At 42.4% G+C, this 16,207-nt stretch carries 13 protein-coding genes and 2 pseudogenes; 4 read left to right on the forward strand and 11 right to left on the reverse strand.

The annotated features are described in order from the left end of the window. Positions 1–431: 431 nt before the first annotated feature. The gene (locus ACQY1Y_RS18620; protein ID WP_430013326.1) at positions 432–1,295 is read left to right on the forward strand and encodes a helix-turn-helix domain-containing protein; all 864 of its coding nucleotides are present in this window, start codon (positions 432–434) and stop codon (positions 1,293–1,295) included. Positions 1,296–1,349: 54 nt separating this feature from the next. On the opposite strand, the gene ACQY1Y_RS18625 is transcribed toward ACQY1Y_RS18620, so the two are convergent. Continuing rightward, positions 1,350–1,862 carry a dihem cytochrome c family protein gene (locus tag ACQY1Y_RS18625; RefSeq protein ID WP_430013327.1) on the reverse strand — a complete coding sequence of 171 codons (513 nt, stop codon included), beginning with the start codon at positions 1,860–1,862 and terminating at the stop codon, positions 1,350–1,352. Positions 1,863–2,817: 955 nt separating this feature from the next. Continuing rightward, positions 2,818–3,212, reverse strand: a pseudogene (locus ACQY1Y_RS18630) (bluetail domain-containing putative surface protein); the annotation flags it as partial. On the opposite strand from ACQY1Y_RS18630, the gene ACQY1Y_RS18635 reads away from it, so the two are divergent. Together ACQY1Y_RS18635 and ACQY1Y_RS18640 are read left to right on the forward strand one after the other, a co-directional pair. Further along, on the forward strand, positions 3,196–5,262 hold the full coding sequence (locus ACQY1Y_RS18635; RefSeq protein WP_430013328.1) for a CHAT domain-containing protein: 2,067 nt from the start codon (positions 3,196–3,198) through the stop codon (positions 5,260–5,262). The pseudogene ACQY1Y_RS18630 and the gene ACQY1Y_RS18635 sit on opposite strands and share 17 nt — an antisense overlap. Next, the gene (locus ACQY1Y_RS18640) at positions 5,252–5,584 is read left to right on the forward strand and encodes a hypothetical protein (RefSeq protein WP_194018217.1); all 333 of its coding nucleotides are present in this window, start codon (positions 5,252–5,254) and stop codon (positions 5,582–5,584) included. The genes ACQY1Y_RS18635 and ACQY1Y_RS18640 overlap by 11 nt, the downstream gene beginning before the upstream one ends. A gap of 92 nt (positions 5,585–5,676) precedes the next feature. Here the strand turns inward: ACQY1Y_RS18640 and ACQY1Y_RS18645 are convergent, their stop codons facing one another. Continuing rightward, positions 5,677–6,696 carry a hypothetical protein gene (locus ACQY1Y_RS18645; RefSeq protein ID WP_430013329.1) on the reverse strand — a complete coding sequence of 340 codons (1,020 nt, stop codon included), beginning with the start codon at positions 6,694–6,696 and terminating at the stop codon, positions 5,677–5,679. Positions 6,697–6,969: 273 nt separating this feature from the next. Continuing rightward, a complete protein-coding gene (locus tag ACQY1Y_RS18650; RefSeq protein ID WP_430013330.1) occupies positions 6,970–8,187 on the reverse strand; it encodes an ATP phosphoribosyltransferase regulatory subunit in 1,218 nt (405 codons plus the stop codon). Positions 8,188–8,278: 91 nt separating this feature from the next. On the opposite strand from ACQY1Y_RS18650, the gene ACQY1Y_RS18655 reads away from it, so the two are divergent. Beyond that, positions 8,279–9,466: an RNA-guided endonuclease InsQ/TnpB family protein gene (locus tag ACQY1Y_RS18655; RefSeq protein ID WP_430013331.1), complete on the forward strand. Its 1,188-nt coding sequence runs from the start codon at positions 8,279–8,281 to the stop codon at positions 9,464–9,466. 81 nt (positions 9,467–9,547) lie between these two features. On the opposite strand, the gene ACQY1Y_RS18660 is transcribed toward ACQY1Y_RS18655, so the two are convergent. From ACQY1Y_RS18660 to ACQY1Y_RS18690, 7 genes and pseudogenes are all read right to left on the reverse strand, one after another. Continuing rightward, the gene (locus tag ACQY1Y_RS18660; protein ID WP_069474130.1) at positions 9,548–10,486 is read right to left on the reverse strand and encodes a J domain-containing protein; all 939 of its coding nucleotides are present in this window, start codon (positions 10,484–10,486) and stop codon (positions 9,548–9,550) included. A gap of 37 nt (positions 10,487–10,523) precedes the next feature. After that, positions 10,524–11,345: an inositol monophosphatase family protein gene (locus ACQY1Y_RS18665; RefSeq protein ID WP_430013332.1), complete on the reverse strand. Its 822-nt coding sequence runs from the start codon at positions 11,343–11,345 to the stop codon at positions 10,524–10,526. 14 nt (positions 11,346–11,359) lie between these two features. Further along, a complete protein-coding gene (locus ACQY1Y_RS18670) occupies positions 11,360–11,728 on the reverse strand; it encodes a 2Fe-2S iron-sulfur cluster-binding protein (protein WP_002737677.1) in 369 nt (122 codons plus the stop codon). Positions 11,729–12,244: 516 nt separating this feature from the next. Further along, the gene (locus tag ACQY1Y_RS18675) at positions 12,245–14,674 is read right to left on the reverse strand and encodes an AAA domain-containing protein (RefSeq protein ID WP_430013333.1); all 2,430 of its coding nucleotides are present in this window, start codon (positions 14,672–14,674) and stop codon (positions 12,245–12,247) included. Between the two features lie 26 nt (positions 14,675–14,700). Next, positions 14,701–15,030, reverse strand: coding sequence for a HigA family addiction module antitoxin (locus ACQY1Y_RS18680; protein WP_193958981.1), 330 nt, complete (start codon positions 15,028–15,030; stop codon positions 14,701–14,703). An 8-nt stretch (positions 15,031–15,038) separates the two neighbouring features. Further along, positions 15,039–15,185 (reverse strand): annotated as a pseudogene (locus tag ACQY1Y_RS18685) (type II toxin-antitoxin system RelE/ParE family toxin); the annotation flags it as partial. Between the two features lie 73 nt (positions 15,186–15,258). Continuing rightward, on the reverse strand, positions 15,259–16,200 hold the full coding sequence (locus ACQY1Y_RS18690) for a homogentisate phytyltransferase (protein WP_069474128.1): 942 nt from the start codon (positions 16,198–16,200) through the stop codon (positions 15,259–15,261). Positions 16,201–16,207: the final 7 nt, after the last annotated feature.

Genomic DNA, 16,207 nt, shown 5'->3' on the forward strand with positions numbered 1-16,207 from the left:
GATAGTTTGTGCCGCTTAAATAAAGAGGTTTTGATAACCAAATTAAAGCAGCTCTAAAGAGTTTTGAGTTAAAAGTTAAACTTCAAGTTTTCATTCAGGACGAATGTACTGATTAACTAATTTTTTGGGGAAAATTAGTTAACCCATCATTATAACATATAATTAATTTGCAAGAGTTCTATTTATTCAGCCAGCCCTAATTAACGATATGCTGAGAGTTGGAGAAAAACAAGCATTAAGAACAAATGTATGTACTGACTGGCCAGTGCAGTCACCCTGAAATAAAAAACTTAACTTTGGCAAGTATTGCCGATTTTTGCTGGTTTTTGCAACCTTTTCGCTGGTAATGACGACAAAGTAAAGGGAACTTCTAGAGAACAGATTATCCCAAAATAACAAAATCGAGATTATCATCTAAGTTGGTATAGATTATGACTGGAATTATGAGTCAACTCAGTCCCCTACAAGCCGAACAAATCAAGGAAATCGGGACTTATTTACGTCAAAAACGAGAAGAAAGCTGCCTGAGCATAGACGATATCGCCGCCGTGACGATGATTAGATTGCCAATGCTAGAAGCGTTGGAAACGGGGAATTGGGAGAAATTACCAGAATTAATTTATGTCAAGGGATTTATCAAACGCTACGGTGATGCCCTAAAAATTGATGGTAAAGCTTTAGCCGATCGCTTGTCTCCTAGTGCGGAACAATTAGCCCAAGAGGTAACTATCCCGAAAACACTGCCCACAAAAGCTACCCCCATCTCCAAGGCTGAACCGGCTGCCCCAAAAGCGGAACGAGTGAAACCAGAAAACCCGGCCCCAGAAACTAGCCCCCAACCAGCTAAATCGACCTTTTTCGGGATATATCTCTGGTTAGGCTTACTGGCGGGCATATTTTGTGGTATTGGCTATCTTTTCCTCCGTCCCCCTCTCTCTAATCCCCCTGCCGTTACTCCCTCTCCTTCCCCCGTGGGTTCCCTCGCACCGGTAGTCCCTCCTGCGCTGGTAGCCTCTCCTTCCCCTTCTCCTCCGCCAAAAGTTCCCCTCTCAGCCGAAGTAACTATTGAACAGGCCACTTGGGTAAGGGTAATTGCCGATGGCAAAAAAGTCCACGAAGGCAATCTCCAACCCGGGACCAAACGAACTTGGACAGCCCAAAAGAGTTTAAATATTCGATCGGGCAATGCTGGTGCTGTTAAAATCTCTCTTAACGACAACCCTGCCCAATTAATGGGTAAAGCTGACCAAATCGGCGAAATCACCCTCACTGCACCCCCTCTCAGTGATCAGTAAACAGTAATCAGTGAACTAAAAACTCACATCTGAAAACTGAAAACTGATAACTGATTAGGCTGCATCATCCCAGATGGGGGTAAGGGTTTGATAATCGTAGCGGGAAGCGTTGGGATGACAGGTGACACAGGTGGTGTGACCGAGAGGAGTGGGTAAATTGACCCTAGGGTGCAAAACCTTTACATAGCTGGACTGTTCAATTAGGAGGGGAACAAAAGTAGTCTCCCTAAGAGGGCGGGAAGAATAACTGAGATAATCCCAGATAAGACGCTGAGTAATGCCGACAATTGGTTTTAAACGGATACCATAGTGAGAATTAGGATTTTCTAGGATTTTTTTCCAAGTTTGACTCGGTAGGATACTGGGAGCAATGGCAATATGGCAGCTGGCACAATTTTCTAGATAGGTTTGCTGTCCAATTTGATAACGATTTAGCAATGTATCCGAGGAGGGAGATTGGGCGATCGCTGGTTGTTGAAGTAGCGAAGCCAGTAGAATACCCCCTAGAATACTGAGGAGAAAGAGGATCAGAAAAAAAATCGATTTCACTTGACCGCTGGAAGGCATGACTGGGATGACGAGTAATTGAACACAATTTTGACACTCTCGCCATCACAATGCCAAGCTGTGTGATGGGAGATTCTTGCTTCACAGAAACCTGCTTTTTAAGACGAATCCCAACGAGTCTTACAGTCTCTCCACAAGTTTAAACTCCTGACTGCCCATCAGTATTTGGGTTCTTCTGGTTTATGTGTGGAAACGAGGTCTATACTGATATTTTCTAGTTTCTTCTGCGGCTCGACTGAGCATCGCCGAACGTCAAAATAGCCCTAAAAGTCTTGCTTGATAGGTATTTCACGGTTTCATAAGCAAAAATCAAGTAGGTAGGCGTTAAAAATTATCAGATGCCCCCCTTATTAAGGGGGGACTAAGGGGGGATCGGCACCCCCCTTATCAAGGGGGGGACTAAGGGGGGATCGGCACCCCCTTTATCAAGGGGGGACTAAGGGGGGATCGGCACCCCCCTTATCAAGGGGGGACTAAGGGGGGATCGGCACCCCCCTTATTAAGGGGGGACTAAGGGGGGATCGGCACCCCCCTTATCAAGGGGGGACTAAGGGGGGATTGGCACCCCCCTTATCAAGGGGGGACTAAGGGGGGATTGGCACCCCCCTTATCAAGGGGGGACTAAGGGGGGATTGGCACCCCCCTTATCAAGGGGGGACTAAGGGGGGATTGGCACCCCCCTTATCAAGGGGGGACTAAGGGGGGATCGGCACCCCCCTTATCAAGGGGGGACTAAGGGGGGATCGGCACCCCCCTTATCAAGGGGGGACTAAGGGGGGATCGGCACCCCCCTTATCAAGGGGGGACTAAGGGGGGATCAGAGGCAAAATCCATTTTTAATTTAATTATAACCAGCTACTTATAACACAAAGTCGAGAAGAGCCTCTTAACTTTTTTTGTATCAAAATTACTTGAACGGGAGCATTAAAAGGGGGGAATTAATCCCCCCATTAATTTAGACAAAGAAACTATTGACCGCAATAGTACCTAGCGCCGGTAAACTACCCGTTAACCCAGTCAGATTAATCACCAAATCATTAGCACTTTGGAAGCCTGCTGTACCATCGTTGATAATTAGGTAAGTAGAAGAACTATTGTCCCGCACTAAAACAGCGCTGTTCATCCCGAGAGCTTGATTTCCGGCTGTTGCCCCATTAGCATCGGTAAAGACGTTAGTAACAATGGTGTTAATATTGGTCGTGGTGCTATCTGTTGCCCGGGTAAAAGCGACCGGGGCATTAATTGCCAGATTGACAAGGCATTACCCGTGCCATTAAGATTACCAGTACCAGTGAGGACGAGATTTTCCACGTTGTTAGGAAGGGTATAGGAAATGGAAACTCGCAGTGAAACACCCCGTGAAACTTGGCTGCAACCGATTGTCGCTCTTCTGGGAGAAGGGGAATTCGCCGAGGCTTATGCTTTGGCTGCATACTTTCCTAACACTCGCAATAGGCAACTCGTACAACTTGCTGCATTGTTGGGACAAAATAAGTTTAGTGAAGCTGATACTCTCTTAAAGAAATTTGCTGCTGAAACTCAAAGCCTTGTAGCTGAATTTGCAACTATTCTGAACCAAGTCGATTTGGACCTCCTTGAGACAGCTTATCAAGCTATTAAGGATCAATATTTCGAGTTAGCTGATTTCTGTATTCAATTTCAACTGCTGACTCATCCAGAAACAAACTTATCAGTAATTGTTGATAGAAGCGCTATTACCAGTAAAGGCCTAACCATGAACGAGCGCAGAAGGATTATGCAAACGCTATGTATTATTGACGAGGAGGAGAAGGATAAAATCTTATACTGCGAGCAAAAACTACCCTTAATCTATCGGTTCCGTGAATATTTTGCTAGGGATAAAGATAAAAGCGTAACAATTGAACGCCACACTCGAATCGAATTCCCATCAGGATGTGTTCTTGAACAAAAAGTTGATTTAAAGATTCAGCTAACTGAAGAGATTCCAAAATTTACTCGTGTTCTAGAAAAAATTTTGCTTACAGTAGGACGTAATACTAAGCAAGTTGAACTAAATGTCAAGGTTACTGCTCCAGCATTTGCCATAAGACCTTATCAGCAGCAGTTGACTGTTCCAGTTAAAGGCGATTCCAACGAAGTGATTTTTACCCTTGTTCCTCTTGAAAGAGGTGAGCAAGTTATTGAGATTGAGTTTTTCAGAGGAGCAACAAGAGTTGGGTATGTAATCGTTCAAACTTATGTAAGTTCCTACAGGTATCGTGAAAAATCGCCAAAAGTTTTATCAATGGAAGACCCAATTGATGGTCTCAAAAACTTAGAAAGTATGACGGTTAATCCCGATAAACATACACTTAATGTTACTTGGATTGAGAGAGAAAGTAAATTACTCTATACTATCTTCCCAGCGAATCGCTTAGGCGAGTGGAAGAAAACAATTCCTAATATTCAGCAACAAATTGAAGATGATTTGCGAAGTTTGAATGCTTTCCTGACAGAAGTAGTGCAACAAGGAAACCCCTCTGATGAGCGTTGGGAGAGTATCTGTTTCAATCTTCAGAGTGTTGGCGCTAACTTGTTCGAGATGTTAATTCCCTCTGAAGTAGCAAAAAAAGTGCGAGATTGGAAGATTGGTTCTCCTGTCATTATCTCCACTAATGAACAGTGGATTCCTTGGGAATTAATGTACGACGGCGAAGATTTTTGGGGAAAGAAGTTTATTATTGCTCGCTCTCCTCGCCTCAGCGATAGTCAAGATTTACCAGATAAAAATAGACCTGAAAGTAAGGGAAAAAGACAAATCAAGCGGATTGTCAATATTGTCGGTGGAGATGTACCTTCCTCGGAAGCAGAGCGAGCTACCCATCTATTCTCTAATCTTCTCCCCCTGGAAGCGGTACAATTGTTAGCTAAACAGCCAATTTCGTCCCTTGTAAAAGCTATTCCAGGCACAGATGCGCTTCATTTTACCTGTCACGGACATTTAGAACCGCACCTACTCCAAATTGCTGGCGATAAAAACAAAACCCGAATTGAAAACTTGCTCCCTGAAACCATTCTAAGGCTACCCCTTGAGCCAGGTAGTCTTGTGTTTGCTAACGCCTGTGCTTCAACCGTTCCCGTGTTAACCTTTGGAAAATTTAGCAGTTTTGGCTGGAAATTTTATCAGCGTGGTGCAGATGCTTTCATTGGAACTTTAGGAGCCGTACCAGTGAAATATGCCGTCAACTTTGCCGAAATTGTTTACCGTGAATTATTCAACCCAGATGAGAAAATTACTATCGGACAGGCTGTAGCCAAAGCCAAAGAAGTTGCAGCCAATGAGAGAAACTTATTTTGGCTACTGTATTGTATTTATGGCGATCCAGATTTCTCGATTGTACAGCAAAAAAATTCCAAGGAGGAAGACCATGCCAATTAAAGTATATGCCACAGCCGTCGATCCAGCTTCAGTTAGTAGCTTACAAACTGAGGATGAGGAAATCCTGACTACTTTGGGACCACAAGAGGAAACCGTCGCAGTTCAGTTGCAAGAACTCTTTGAATCTGTCATGGAAGCTCTTTCTAGTAAGGTAGATGTAGAAAGTAAGTTGACTGTTGAAATTAATGGTTCAGTCAGCCTAAAGGCGCAGGGAGGACTCAAATATCTGTTTTTCAACATTGGAGCAGAAACAGCCAATACAAACACGATGAAAGTTACCCTATCTACAACTTTGCAGCCAAAAATACAGAAAACGAAGTAAATGTCCACCATTAAAACAAAAAGCCAGAGGTCGGTATCCGGTCTCTCAAAGAAAACGGGTTTCTCAAAGAGTTTCTCAAAGAAAACCGTTTTCTAGATATTGATTTTTGCCAAAGACTGCTTAAATTCTGCGAGAGAATTAGCAGTAGCTGCTAATTTAACAATCTCTTGTAATGTAGATAGTACCGAAACTTTATTCAGGTATTGTTCCACATCTAAAGGAACTTCACCTAAGCGAGCTTGCAAAACTGTTTTGACAAAATCACGAGCATTTTCTAACGCCCCAATTTCCTTACCGATTTCCTTACCGCGTTCTATCCCTCGTAACTCCCCAATTTCCTTACCAATTTCTTTACCGCGTTCGATTCCTCGTAACTCCATATTACTCATTAAAGGCATGGTTCTTTCCTCCTCAAATTGTTTGATTTTACTTTCTAAACTTGACTGTAATTCAGCGGATAAAGTCATCATATTGTCGATGATTTCAAACAGTTTAATTATCTGTTCTCTCTCGAACTCCTTTTCATATAATCCCCTGATTAACTTCCACTTCCACTGTTCCCGTTGTGGCATCTTTCCAGTAGTCGCTTTTGTTTTCAGGTGTGCCATCACTATTATAGCAAAGGGATTGCTACTTGTTTCTAGTTCTGTCCATCTTTCCTCATAGTCCAGTAATTTAACCGTTGGGAATTTCAGACTCACTTCACAGCCAGCAATGGTATAATTATAGGAATCTGGTCGCCAATTTACTCGTTCATCTCCTAAAATTGCCAGACTGATAACTGGTTTCTGATACAAATCAAAGGCACGATAGTTATAAATATACATCCTCTGAGGGAAGTTTTCTTCGTATTGACTTTGAATTTCAATATGAATCAAAATCCAGACTTCTTCACCTCTGAGTAACCAAACTTTATAGAGTTTGTCAGCGAAACGTTTTTTTGTCTTTGCTGAAGCGGTAATCCGTTTGAGTTCTTTTTCTAGGGATTCGGGAATTTTTGTCCAATCAATCAATTGGTGAACTTCGGGAAAAAAGAAGTATAAAAACGCTTCAAAATACTCGGTTAATGCTTCTTTCCAAGGTTCATCATAATTGGCGGTTGTTGGGTTCATGGCAAGTCGCTACCAATTGGAAAGTTAGGCACTCATCTAAATCTATTATTCCCCATAAATATCATCAATGCCACTTGTCGTCACAAAACTTCCCATTAGAGCAACCTACATCTACATCTTTGTCCTGTAGGGGCGAAGCATTCGGATAAAAAATCTACGGTTTCACCGATAGGTTATTGCCCGAATGCTTCGCCCGTACTTTTTGCCGCAAACCCTAGATAGAGTCCTATAGCAGCGGATAAAAGACAGGATTTTCGCCACTTTTGCCCCCTTTTAGAGAGATTCTTCGATCACGGAACCATCTTCTTGCACCCAGGCGAGATTTTTAATCATTCGATCGCGGGCATAGGTGCGAATTTGTGCCTCGCTGCGACCACCTAAATCGATCGCCACCCTCAGATTCGGATCACTGGTGCGAAGGGAGCGAGCTTTACTAAAAGTCGCTATCTGGGCGTTATTACCCAAAGGGATAAGTAACCAGTCGAGGGGGGGAGCTTGGGTGGGTAAAATCTGCCCTGATAATAGACTTTCGTGCAGTTCTTCGATATTTAGGGAAAAACCGATACCCGGAGCCGATTGGCCCTGGGGATGAAAAACGCCCAATAATTGATCATAGCGTCCGCCCTGGCCTAAAATACTGAGATTTTGCTGGTGATCACTAACCGCTTTAAAAACGATGCCGGTGTAGTAATCAAAGGTTTGAATCAGACTTAAATCGAGAATTAGGGGGAAAGGACTAGAGCGATCGGCATTAAGCAGCTCTACTAGGGATTTAAGGTTATTAACGGCTTTTTGGGCTGATTCTTCCTGGGCTAATAGGGCCACTTGTGCGAGGACATCCTCAGGATTACCGCGCAGATGAAATAATTGTCGGGCTTGCTGCCGGAGGATTTCGTTGGGATAGGGAAGATTTTCGAGGCTAACGTAGTCCAGGAGGGCTAAACAGCGTTTCACCTGTTCGCGTAAGGGACCGGGAAAAGGGGAAAGTAGGGAACGAGTCAAACCCGCTTCTCCTAAAATAATCTGCCAGTTAGGGACGGCCAAACTATCGAAACAGTCAGCCAAGAGCAGTAAAATCTCGGCATCAGCTAGTAAACCGCCAGAAAAGAGCAGTTCTACCCCCGCTTGATAGAATTCCACTTGACGACCGTGATAACCGGCGCTAGGGCGACGAAAAACGTTGGCCCGATAACAGAGACGTTGGGGATAGGACTCCCCACTCATGCGGGAGACGGCACTACGCGCAATGGAAGCGGTTAATTCAGGGCGTAATCCCGATAGTCCTTGACTATCCCCGTGGAGTTGGATCACGGTGCTGGGATCGATCGTACCGCCTGCGGTGAGGGTATCGAGCCATTCAATGGTGGAGGTGACGATCCTTTGATAGCCCCAACGCTGAAAGACAGACTGAAGGCGATCATTAATCCAGCCTTTTTGGGTAACTTCTAGGGGTAATAAATCCCTTGTCCCCGCCGGGGGTTGATGAATCATCGAAAATTTTGGGTCTGAAACCCCGTCGTTCTACGACGGCTTTACTGTTAAATATTAGCACATTTACAAAATATATGCTAGAATGTGAGACATGGAAAAAGCCTACTCGTTTCGATTTTACCCCACACCCGAACAAGAGTCGCTATTGCGGCGCACTTTGGGCTGTGTAAGATTAGTTTACAATAAAGCTCTCCACGAACGAACACAAGCATGGTACGAAAGACAAGAAAGAGTAGGATATGTTCAAACTTCTTCAATGCTAACCGATTGGAAAAAACAAGAAGAATTAAACTTTCTCAATGAAGTAAGCTGTGTACCTTTACAACAAGGGTTAAGACATTTACAAACAGCTTTCACTAACTTCTTTGCTGGTCGTACTAAGTATCCTAACTTTAAGAAAAAACATCAAGGAGAAAGTGCCGAATTTACCAAATCTGCTTTTAAATTTAAAGACAAACAAATCTATTTAGCCAAATGCACAGAACCTTTACCTATTCGATGGTCAAGACAAATACCAGAAAGCTGTGAACCAAGCACAGTAACAGTCAGATTACATCCTTCTGGACGTTGGCATATCTCAATTAGATTTGATGACCCAACAATTAAGCCATTACCAGTAACAGATAAAGCCATCGGAATTGACTTAGGAATTAGTAGCCTAGTAATTACCAGCGACGGCGATAAAGTGTCTAATCCCAAGCATTTTAACAAGTATTATCGGAGACTGCGAAAGGCACAAAAAAGCCTTTCGAGAAAACAGAAAGGGTCAAAAAATCGGGAAAAAGCAAGAATCAAAGTAGCCAAGATTCACGCTCAAATCACCGATAGTAGAAAAGACCATTTACATAAGCTAACCACTCAATTAGTTCGTGAAAACCAAACGATTGTGGTTGAGAATTTAGCTGTCAAGAATATGGTCAAAAACCCGAAATTATCTCAGGCAATATCTGACGTTAGTTGGGGAGAAATCACCCGACAATTAGCCTATAAATGCCGTTGGTATGGGAGAAATTACATCGAAATAGATAGATGGTTTCCTAGTTCTAAAAGGTGTAGTAATTGCGGGTATATTGCTGAGAAAATGCCGTTAAATGTTCGAGAGTGGGATTGTCCAGACTGTGGGACGCACCATGACCGAGATATTAACGCCAGTAAAAATATTTTGGCCGCAGGGCTTGCGGTGTCAGTCTGTAGAGCGACCATAAGACCAGAACAGAGTAAATCTGGGGCGGCAGGTGCGAAAAATCCTTCGGGAAAGAAGCAGAAACCCAAATCGTGAGGTTTGGGAATCGCCGTCCGTTTTACGGCGGCGAGGATGTCAAGGGAGTTTGCTAATCAAAATCGGTGGCACTGGTCAGTCCTATTTCTTTTTACCACCAAATCGAGACCAAAAACCGCCCTTGCGCTCTCCTTCCTCTTTTTGTCCTTTCTGGTCTGGCATTTCAGTATTAGAATTAATTACTTTATCTAGTTCCCGTTTGCTCCTAATCACCGTCGCATCTTTGGGGTTGGTTTGCCAAGCGCGATTGATATGAACCCGGGCCATGGATAGTTGATTTTGTCGCAGGTAGGCTAAACCGATCAGGGCGTGACAGATGCCATTATCCGGTTCTTGCCGCAGGGCATCGCGCAATTCTCGCAAAGCTTGGGCGGGGTTATTTTCGTCAAGAGAAGCTTGGGCGCGGCGAATATAGGCTTCTAGGGGCGATTCCTTCGCTTTAGCTGGGGCTGCCGTGGTTACAGTCGCTCTAACTAACTCGGACTGGTTAGTATTGCCCTGGGAGATAAAGACTTTCGGGGTGGTTTTCCTGTTGCCCCGACCTTCGGTTAAGATCAGATAAACGAGATTGAGTTCACTGAGTTGGGCGATTTTTTGATAGGTATTTTCCAGAGCGGTATATTGATCGATCGCCAAAGATTGCAGGATTTTTTGATAGACTAATTCGTAGTTAGCGCTAGATTGGGCTAGTTTTCTAGCTGGTTCGCTACTGATGGTGATTTTACTCAAATCTCTCCCCATTGCCTTGCCCATTTGTGCTAAAACAAGGCGAAATTCTTCGCGAGATAGATCGTGGCTCAGATGTTCGTAGGCGGGGTTAACTAATTTTGAAAGTAACTGATGAGCCTGTTCCTTTTCATCGGGGGTGTAAGTGCGACAGGTATCAGGATGGAGTTTATAGGCGATTTTTAAGTAACGCTGGCGAATCTCCTCCTGTTCGGCATCGATCGAGACTCCTAAAATAGCGAAGTGATCGATTAAATCATATTGAAATAATCCCTGGGAAATTGGAAAAGTCATAGAGAGTATCCTAACTTTAATCAAAATGATAATCGCATTAAAACTGAAAGCTCCAAGAAGCCGCTTTTTGCAGAGCTTGGCTTAAGGGGGTGTGAATCTGTCCGTTAGTAGCCAGGATTCGCCCCGTTTCTATCAAAAAAGGACTCTCATCGTAGGCGCTAATTTTACCCCCAGCTTCTTCGATCAGAATAACTCCCGCGGCCAGATCCCAGGGATTAATTCCTCGTTCCCAATAACCATCTAAGCGCCCACAGGCCACATCGGTTAAGTCTTTGGCAGCGGAACCGCTGCGGCGTACCCCTTGGGTCAGATGGGTCAAATAACAGAATTCGGCATAATTATTATCGGGGGTTTGACAGCGATCGTAGGCAAAACCCGTCACCAGTAAACTTTTTTCTAGTTCACCGGTCCGGGAGACATGGATGGGACGACGGTTCAGGGTGGCCCCCAAACCCCGAGCTGCCCGAAATAGTTCCTTTCTAAAGGGGTTATAGATAACTCCTACTGATGCTTTCCCTGCGATTAGGAGTCCGATGGAGACGACGGCTACGGGATAACCGTGGGCATAGTTGGTGGTTCCATCGAGAGGATCGATCGCCCAGAGATAGTCGCTATCGGTCCCTGGCAGTTTTCCCGACTCTTCCGCTAAAATCCCGTGTTTGGGAAAGTGACGGCCAATAATTTTGAGAATTTCTGTTTCCGCTCGACGATCTATTTCTGTCACTAAATCGCCCGATCGCCCTTTTTCTTCTATTGTCTCGATTTTACCCCAATTATCGAGGATAATTGTTCCCGCCGCTAGGGCGGCTTCGCTGGCAATGTCTAAGTATTTTTCTAATTGGCTGCTGGTATCTAGCACGATTAATCCCTAATCTATTCCTCATCTAAGGGTAAACCAAAACGCACTTTCCCACGAGCAAAAAAGCGACCGAATTGCAGTTCATAGACTTCATCTTCGTCCTGGGTGGCTACTTCCAGATCGCCACGGGCATAACTGACACAAAGTAAAGCATAACCTCTGGCTTTTAATTCCGGCGATAGTCCGATCGCTTCTGGTTGATGGATATCTCCCGATAATACCCTGACCGCGCAGCTGGTACAAGCTCCATTGCGACAGGAAAAGGGTAATTGATAGCCCTGTTTTTCCAGACTGTGGAGTATATAGTTATCCTCAGGAACGGTGGTGGTAATTTTTTCGCCCGTCTGACGATTGTTAACGGTGATTTGATGATATTTAGTCATAGTTTAGTTAGGCGGAAATTAAAGCTGTAATTCTAGATAGTTCTGAATTTAGGTGCTATTTTGGTCAGCCGTCTTGATTATATCATAAATCATTGCTCAAATAGTCATCATAATCTCTATAAATGCTTCCTGACAAAGGGGGCGGTTTTCGGGGAATTTGCCTAAATCTAAGAATCTCCTACCATCATCTTTAATCCTCAAAAATCTACGCGCTTGAGATAGGCGAAAAATCAGCATCTTTTCTTAAATTACAATGAAATTGATTAATGTTAATAGTTCTCACAAAACGTTTAGGAGAGAGAGACTTATAAGGTTTCAGGCTGGGAATAGATTGACGCACGATTTATCTATTTGAAAAGATTGGTTACAATTTTGTAAATCTCTCCTAAGGATTTAGCCTGTCTCTTAATACTGCATTACTCAGTTATTATCAATTACAAGTCAGCATCAAATCAGGTTATGCCGTCATAATCCCAATCGATCGCCCAGTAGTCAATCAAGGCAGCAAAGTTATCCTTAATCGCCTTCCTTAGTTCGGCTTTTTAGTGATCTTGTCAAAACCTGTACTTGATGCTTATCAATATTGTCATTAAACAGAGTATCGGTACATTCAGAACGTAAAGCTTTCCATAATGTTGCTTCTTCATAGTGTTCAATCTCTTTTGGAATATAGTCTAGGAGAGTTTTAGAGCAAACTACTATTAAACGCTTTTTAACTCTTGAAAATGCAACGTTTGAGCGATTTAAACTAAGAATGAACTCCACAGTCTTGCCAATTGCTGATGGATTACTTGCTGTTGCAGAAACGATCACATTGTCACGCTCACCACCCTGCACTTTCTCGACTGTATCAATTACATCTACAGCATTTATATAATTTGCTAATTTGGTTTTTAGTAGCGATCTTTGAGCGCGATGGGGTGTAAGAATTGCAGTAGAACCATCAGGAATTTTTCCTCCTGCATCAAGAATATTTTTGATTATTTTCACTTCAATTTGATTGCTACGTTTTGATTCACGTTCATCATGAACAACAAGATAAAGACCTCGATTTCCCTGTAAAAGTTTTTCCCAATTTCCCGTAATTTCATCTTGTTTTATACGGGTATTTTGAGAATTTGATACTGCCCATTGATTATTTTCATCGATTTCTAAGTTTGTCTTAAAATCAAAAACATCTTGAAAAAAAACTTGATCTAAACTAACAACTTTACCACTAATTTTTCGTTGCCAATGATAACGCCTTCCAAACCACTTTAGAGAACTTACAACGGCTAAATCTCTACCTGTCCATCCTAAAGCATAACGACGATCTACTTCATCGGAAAGACAAGAGTAAATAAGTTGTTCTAAACTTTCCCGACAACCCAACAATTCTCGTAAACGACTTAATAATTGAGAACTAACGCGAGAACATCCTTCAACTAATTGAGTCATTTCTTGACGTGACCAAACATAAAAATGAATGGGGGCTTGTTCTGTTTCCGCAACCGAGTCGATTGCACCCACTAATTCTAATAAAAATCCTTGTATTAACTCTTTTTCAGAACCATTATCTTCTTTATAATCTCCTGTCCATGCTGAAGTTTTAAATTTAATTAAATCTTCTCCTTCAAGTTCTTTTTCTTTAAAAATAGGTTTATTATTTTCATCAATTCCTTCTTCTAAATATTCTTTAATGTTAGGATCTGGTCGCCATTTACCATCTGCATTTTGCTCAAATTTTGGGTCTAATTTTCCCTCACTTTTAGTAACATGAGCAGCCAGCGCACCTATTCTATTTTCTACATAATCATATTCAACAGAAAGATAGACACGAATGAGTCTTTCTCCATTAATTTTATGTTCAGGAAGTTGACTGTTACCTGAATATTTTGGCAGTTGTTGCACTTCATAGGTTCCTGGATCTAAGTCTCCATCAGGAAGAGTCCGCCGACGAGTGTTTGCCTTTAATTGAAGCAGTTCTAGATTCTCTGTAAAACTTATATCTTGTTGAAGTTGAATAGCTTGATTTCCTTCTAAGTCAATCTCGGCTAAATCATCAAGATTTTGAATACCTACTTTATTCAATGATTTAACAACTGATGAATCTATTCCCAATAATTCTAAACGGCGTTCTCTGGCACTTTCAGCTAAACAATGAACACTCCATGTGCAGTCACTACATTTTTGGTCTAATTGATAATCTAAATTAGTTAAATCAGTTTCAATAATACGTTTTAGCACACCATCAGAAGCTATTAAACGATTAATATCAGCTTCTATTGTATCTAGGTTTAAAGCTTCAGATTTAATAATATCTTGACTTTTATTAGTATTTTCATCAATGCGAACTACAACACATTCAATATTTTTAGGCTTTAAATTTATTCCATTGATAGTGATTGGATTATCGTTTATCAGTTGACGTAAAAGCATTCTATATAAAGCAACTTGTACTCGATGATAAGTTCTATCTTTTCGAGACGCTTTACACTCAACTAATCGCAGTTTAGGTTGTTCATTTTCCCAAAAAACAATTACAAAATCAATTTGCCCACTAATCTCAAATTCTCCCAGTTTTCCATTGATACCAATTTCTCGTCCATAAGCTTTTTGTCCGACTGACAAATTTGTTAACTTTTCAACAAAGTCATTCCAATTAGTTGATTTGTCTTCCTTAGAATTCTGCTCTCTTTGGATTAAATCTACTAATCCTTCTTTTTTAAGTGATTTCTCCCATTCATCCTCTCTTTTTCGACCTTCTGCTTCTAAAAACGGGTCTAAAGAGGTTGAAAAAATCAACTCATAAAAAGGAATATCTTTTTTGGCAAGTTCATAATCTTTGTACTTTAACTTAAAACGGCGATCGCATGATTGATAACGAATATATTCAGCAATGTCAGTAGCTCTAACAAATGGCATTGTCATTTGAGCTTCTTGGTTCTCCGTATTTTCGTCGGGCATATTCGTAGATTTCTCGAATGTTTGTATTATAATTCACTAAAATTTGTCATTTTACAACACTTTAGAGGAGATATTTTCTCTATTTCCCCGTCCTCCTTCTTTTTTACCTGATAAATATCCCACCGCAATTGCAGATTCAGCCAGAAATCGGGTGAGTTGCCGAAGAACTTTGCCAGACGGAGTGCCGTGCTGGGGGTAATGCCTCGTCGGGCATTGACTAGCTCGTTGACTCGCTGGTAAGGAACGTGAAGTCTTAAAGCCAGCTCTCGCTGTGTCAGGTTCATCGGTTCCAGAAAATCATCAAGGAGAACTTCTCCTGGATGGCTGGGGGCGCGATGGGTTGGTACTCGGATCATCTTTCACCTCAATGGTAGTCCACTATCTCTACTTGAGAAGGTCCGCTTTCTGTCCAAACGAAACAGATGCGGTACGGGTCGTTGATTCGGATGCTGTACTGCTCCTTCCTATCTCCTCGGAGTGCCTCCAACTTATTCCCTGGTGGAATTCGGAGATGGTTTCTTGACTAGGTGCGCTTGTGCCACCTAGCAAAAGTGAGGGAATGGCCGCTAAAAAAGGAGATATTTTCATATTAAACAAGCAAGGGGAAATATCAGGTATTCCAGGAAGAATAATTTCCAAATAAATTGGTAAAATCGGCTGATTTCGCTTTTATCTTCTAAATTTACTCCGCGACTACGCCACCAAAGAAGAACAAGTAGGAGCAGATGGGCGACAATGGCCAGAGGAGAATTAATTCCCGTTATTCCCAAGAGACCGACGACAATCATACCTGCATAACATAGAGAAATTGTCAAGAGGGAAATTGTTAAGATTTTTTCTGGGCCGAGCAGCAGGGTAAAAGTGGTAATTTGGTAAATGCGATCGCCTTCTAGGTCAGGAACATCCTTGAAAATAGCGATCGCAACGGTGAAAACGAGAACAAAAGCGGTTAAAACCCAGACTGAGGGATAGATAGACTGATTTTGATTAATAACTGTGTTGTAGTGGCGAAAAAGACCTAAATTAACGATGACACCCCGGACGGTAAAAATACAGAAGGCTGCCCAGAGGGGAAAGCGTTTTAACCGCACTGGTGGCAAGGAATAGGCAGTGCCGATGAGTAAACTAATCCCCACGGTGATTGACAGCCAAAAACCACCGATAAAAGCCAGTATGATTGCTAAAATACCGCTAAAACCCACGATCAACCCGCCTGTTAACCGAGAAAATTCGCCCTTGGCTAGGGGAAGATGGGGTTTATTGATTTTATCGATGTCGATGTCTTCCAACTGATTTAAACCGACGATATAGACATTACCCGCAAGACAAGCAGTCCAAGTGAGCAATAAAACCGACCAATGGCTAAAAAAATCGCTAATATTGCCTAAAGCAATCAAATACAGACTTAAAACACTTAAAGAAGTGCCGATAATCGTATGGGGACGGGAAAATTTCCAGAGACTCCCTAACCGGTCGAGAAAGTTAGGCCGGGGATGGTTAACTGGAAGAAAAGGAGCTTGATTCATAAAAAAA

Origin of the sequence: Microcystis ichthyoblabe FBCC-A1114, assembly GCF_050500245.1 — a bacterium.
Taxonomy (GTDB): Bacteria; Cyanobacteriota; Cyanobacteriia; order Cyanobacteriales; family Microcystaceae; genus Microcystis; species Microcystis ichthyoblabe_A.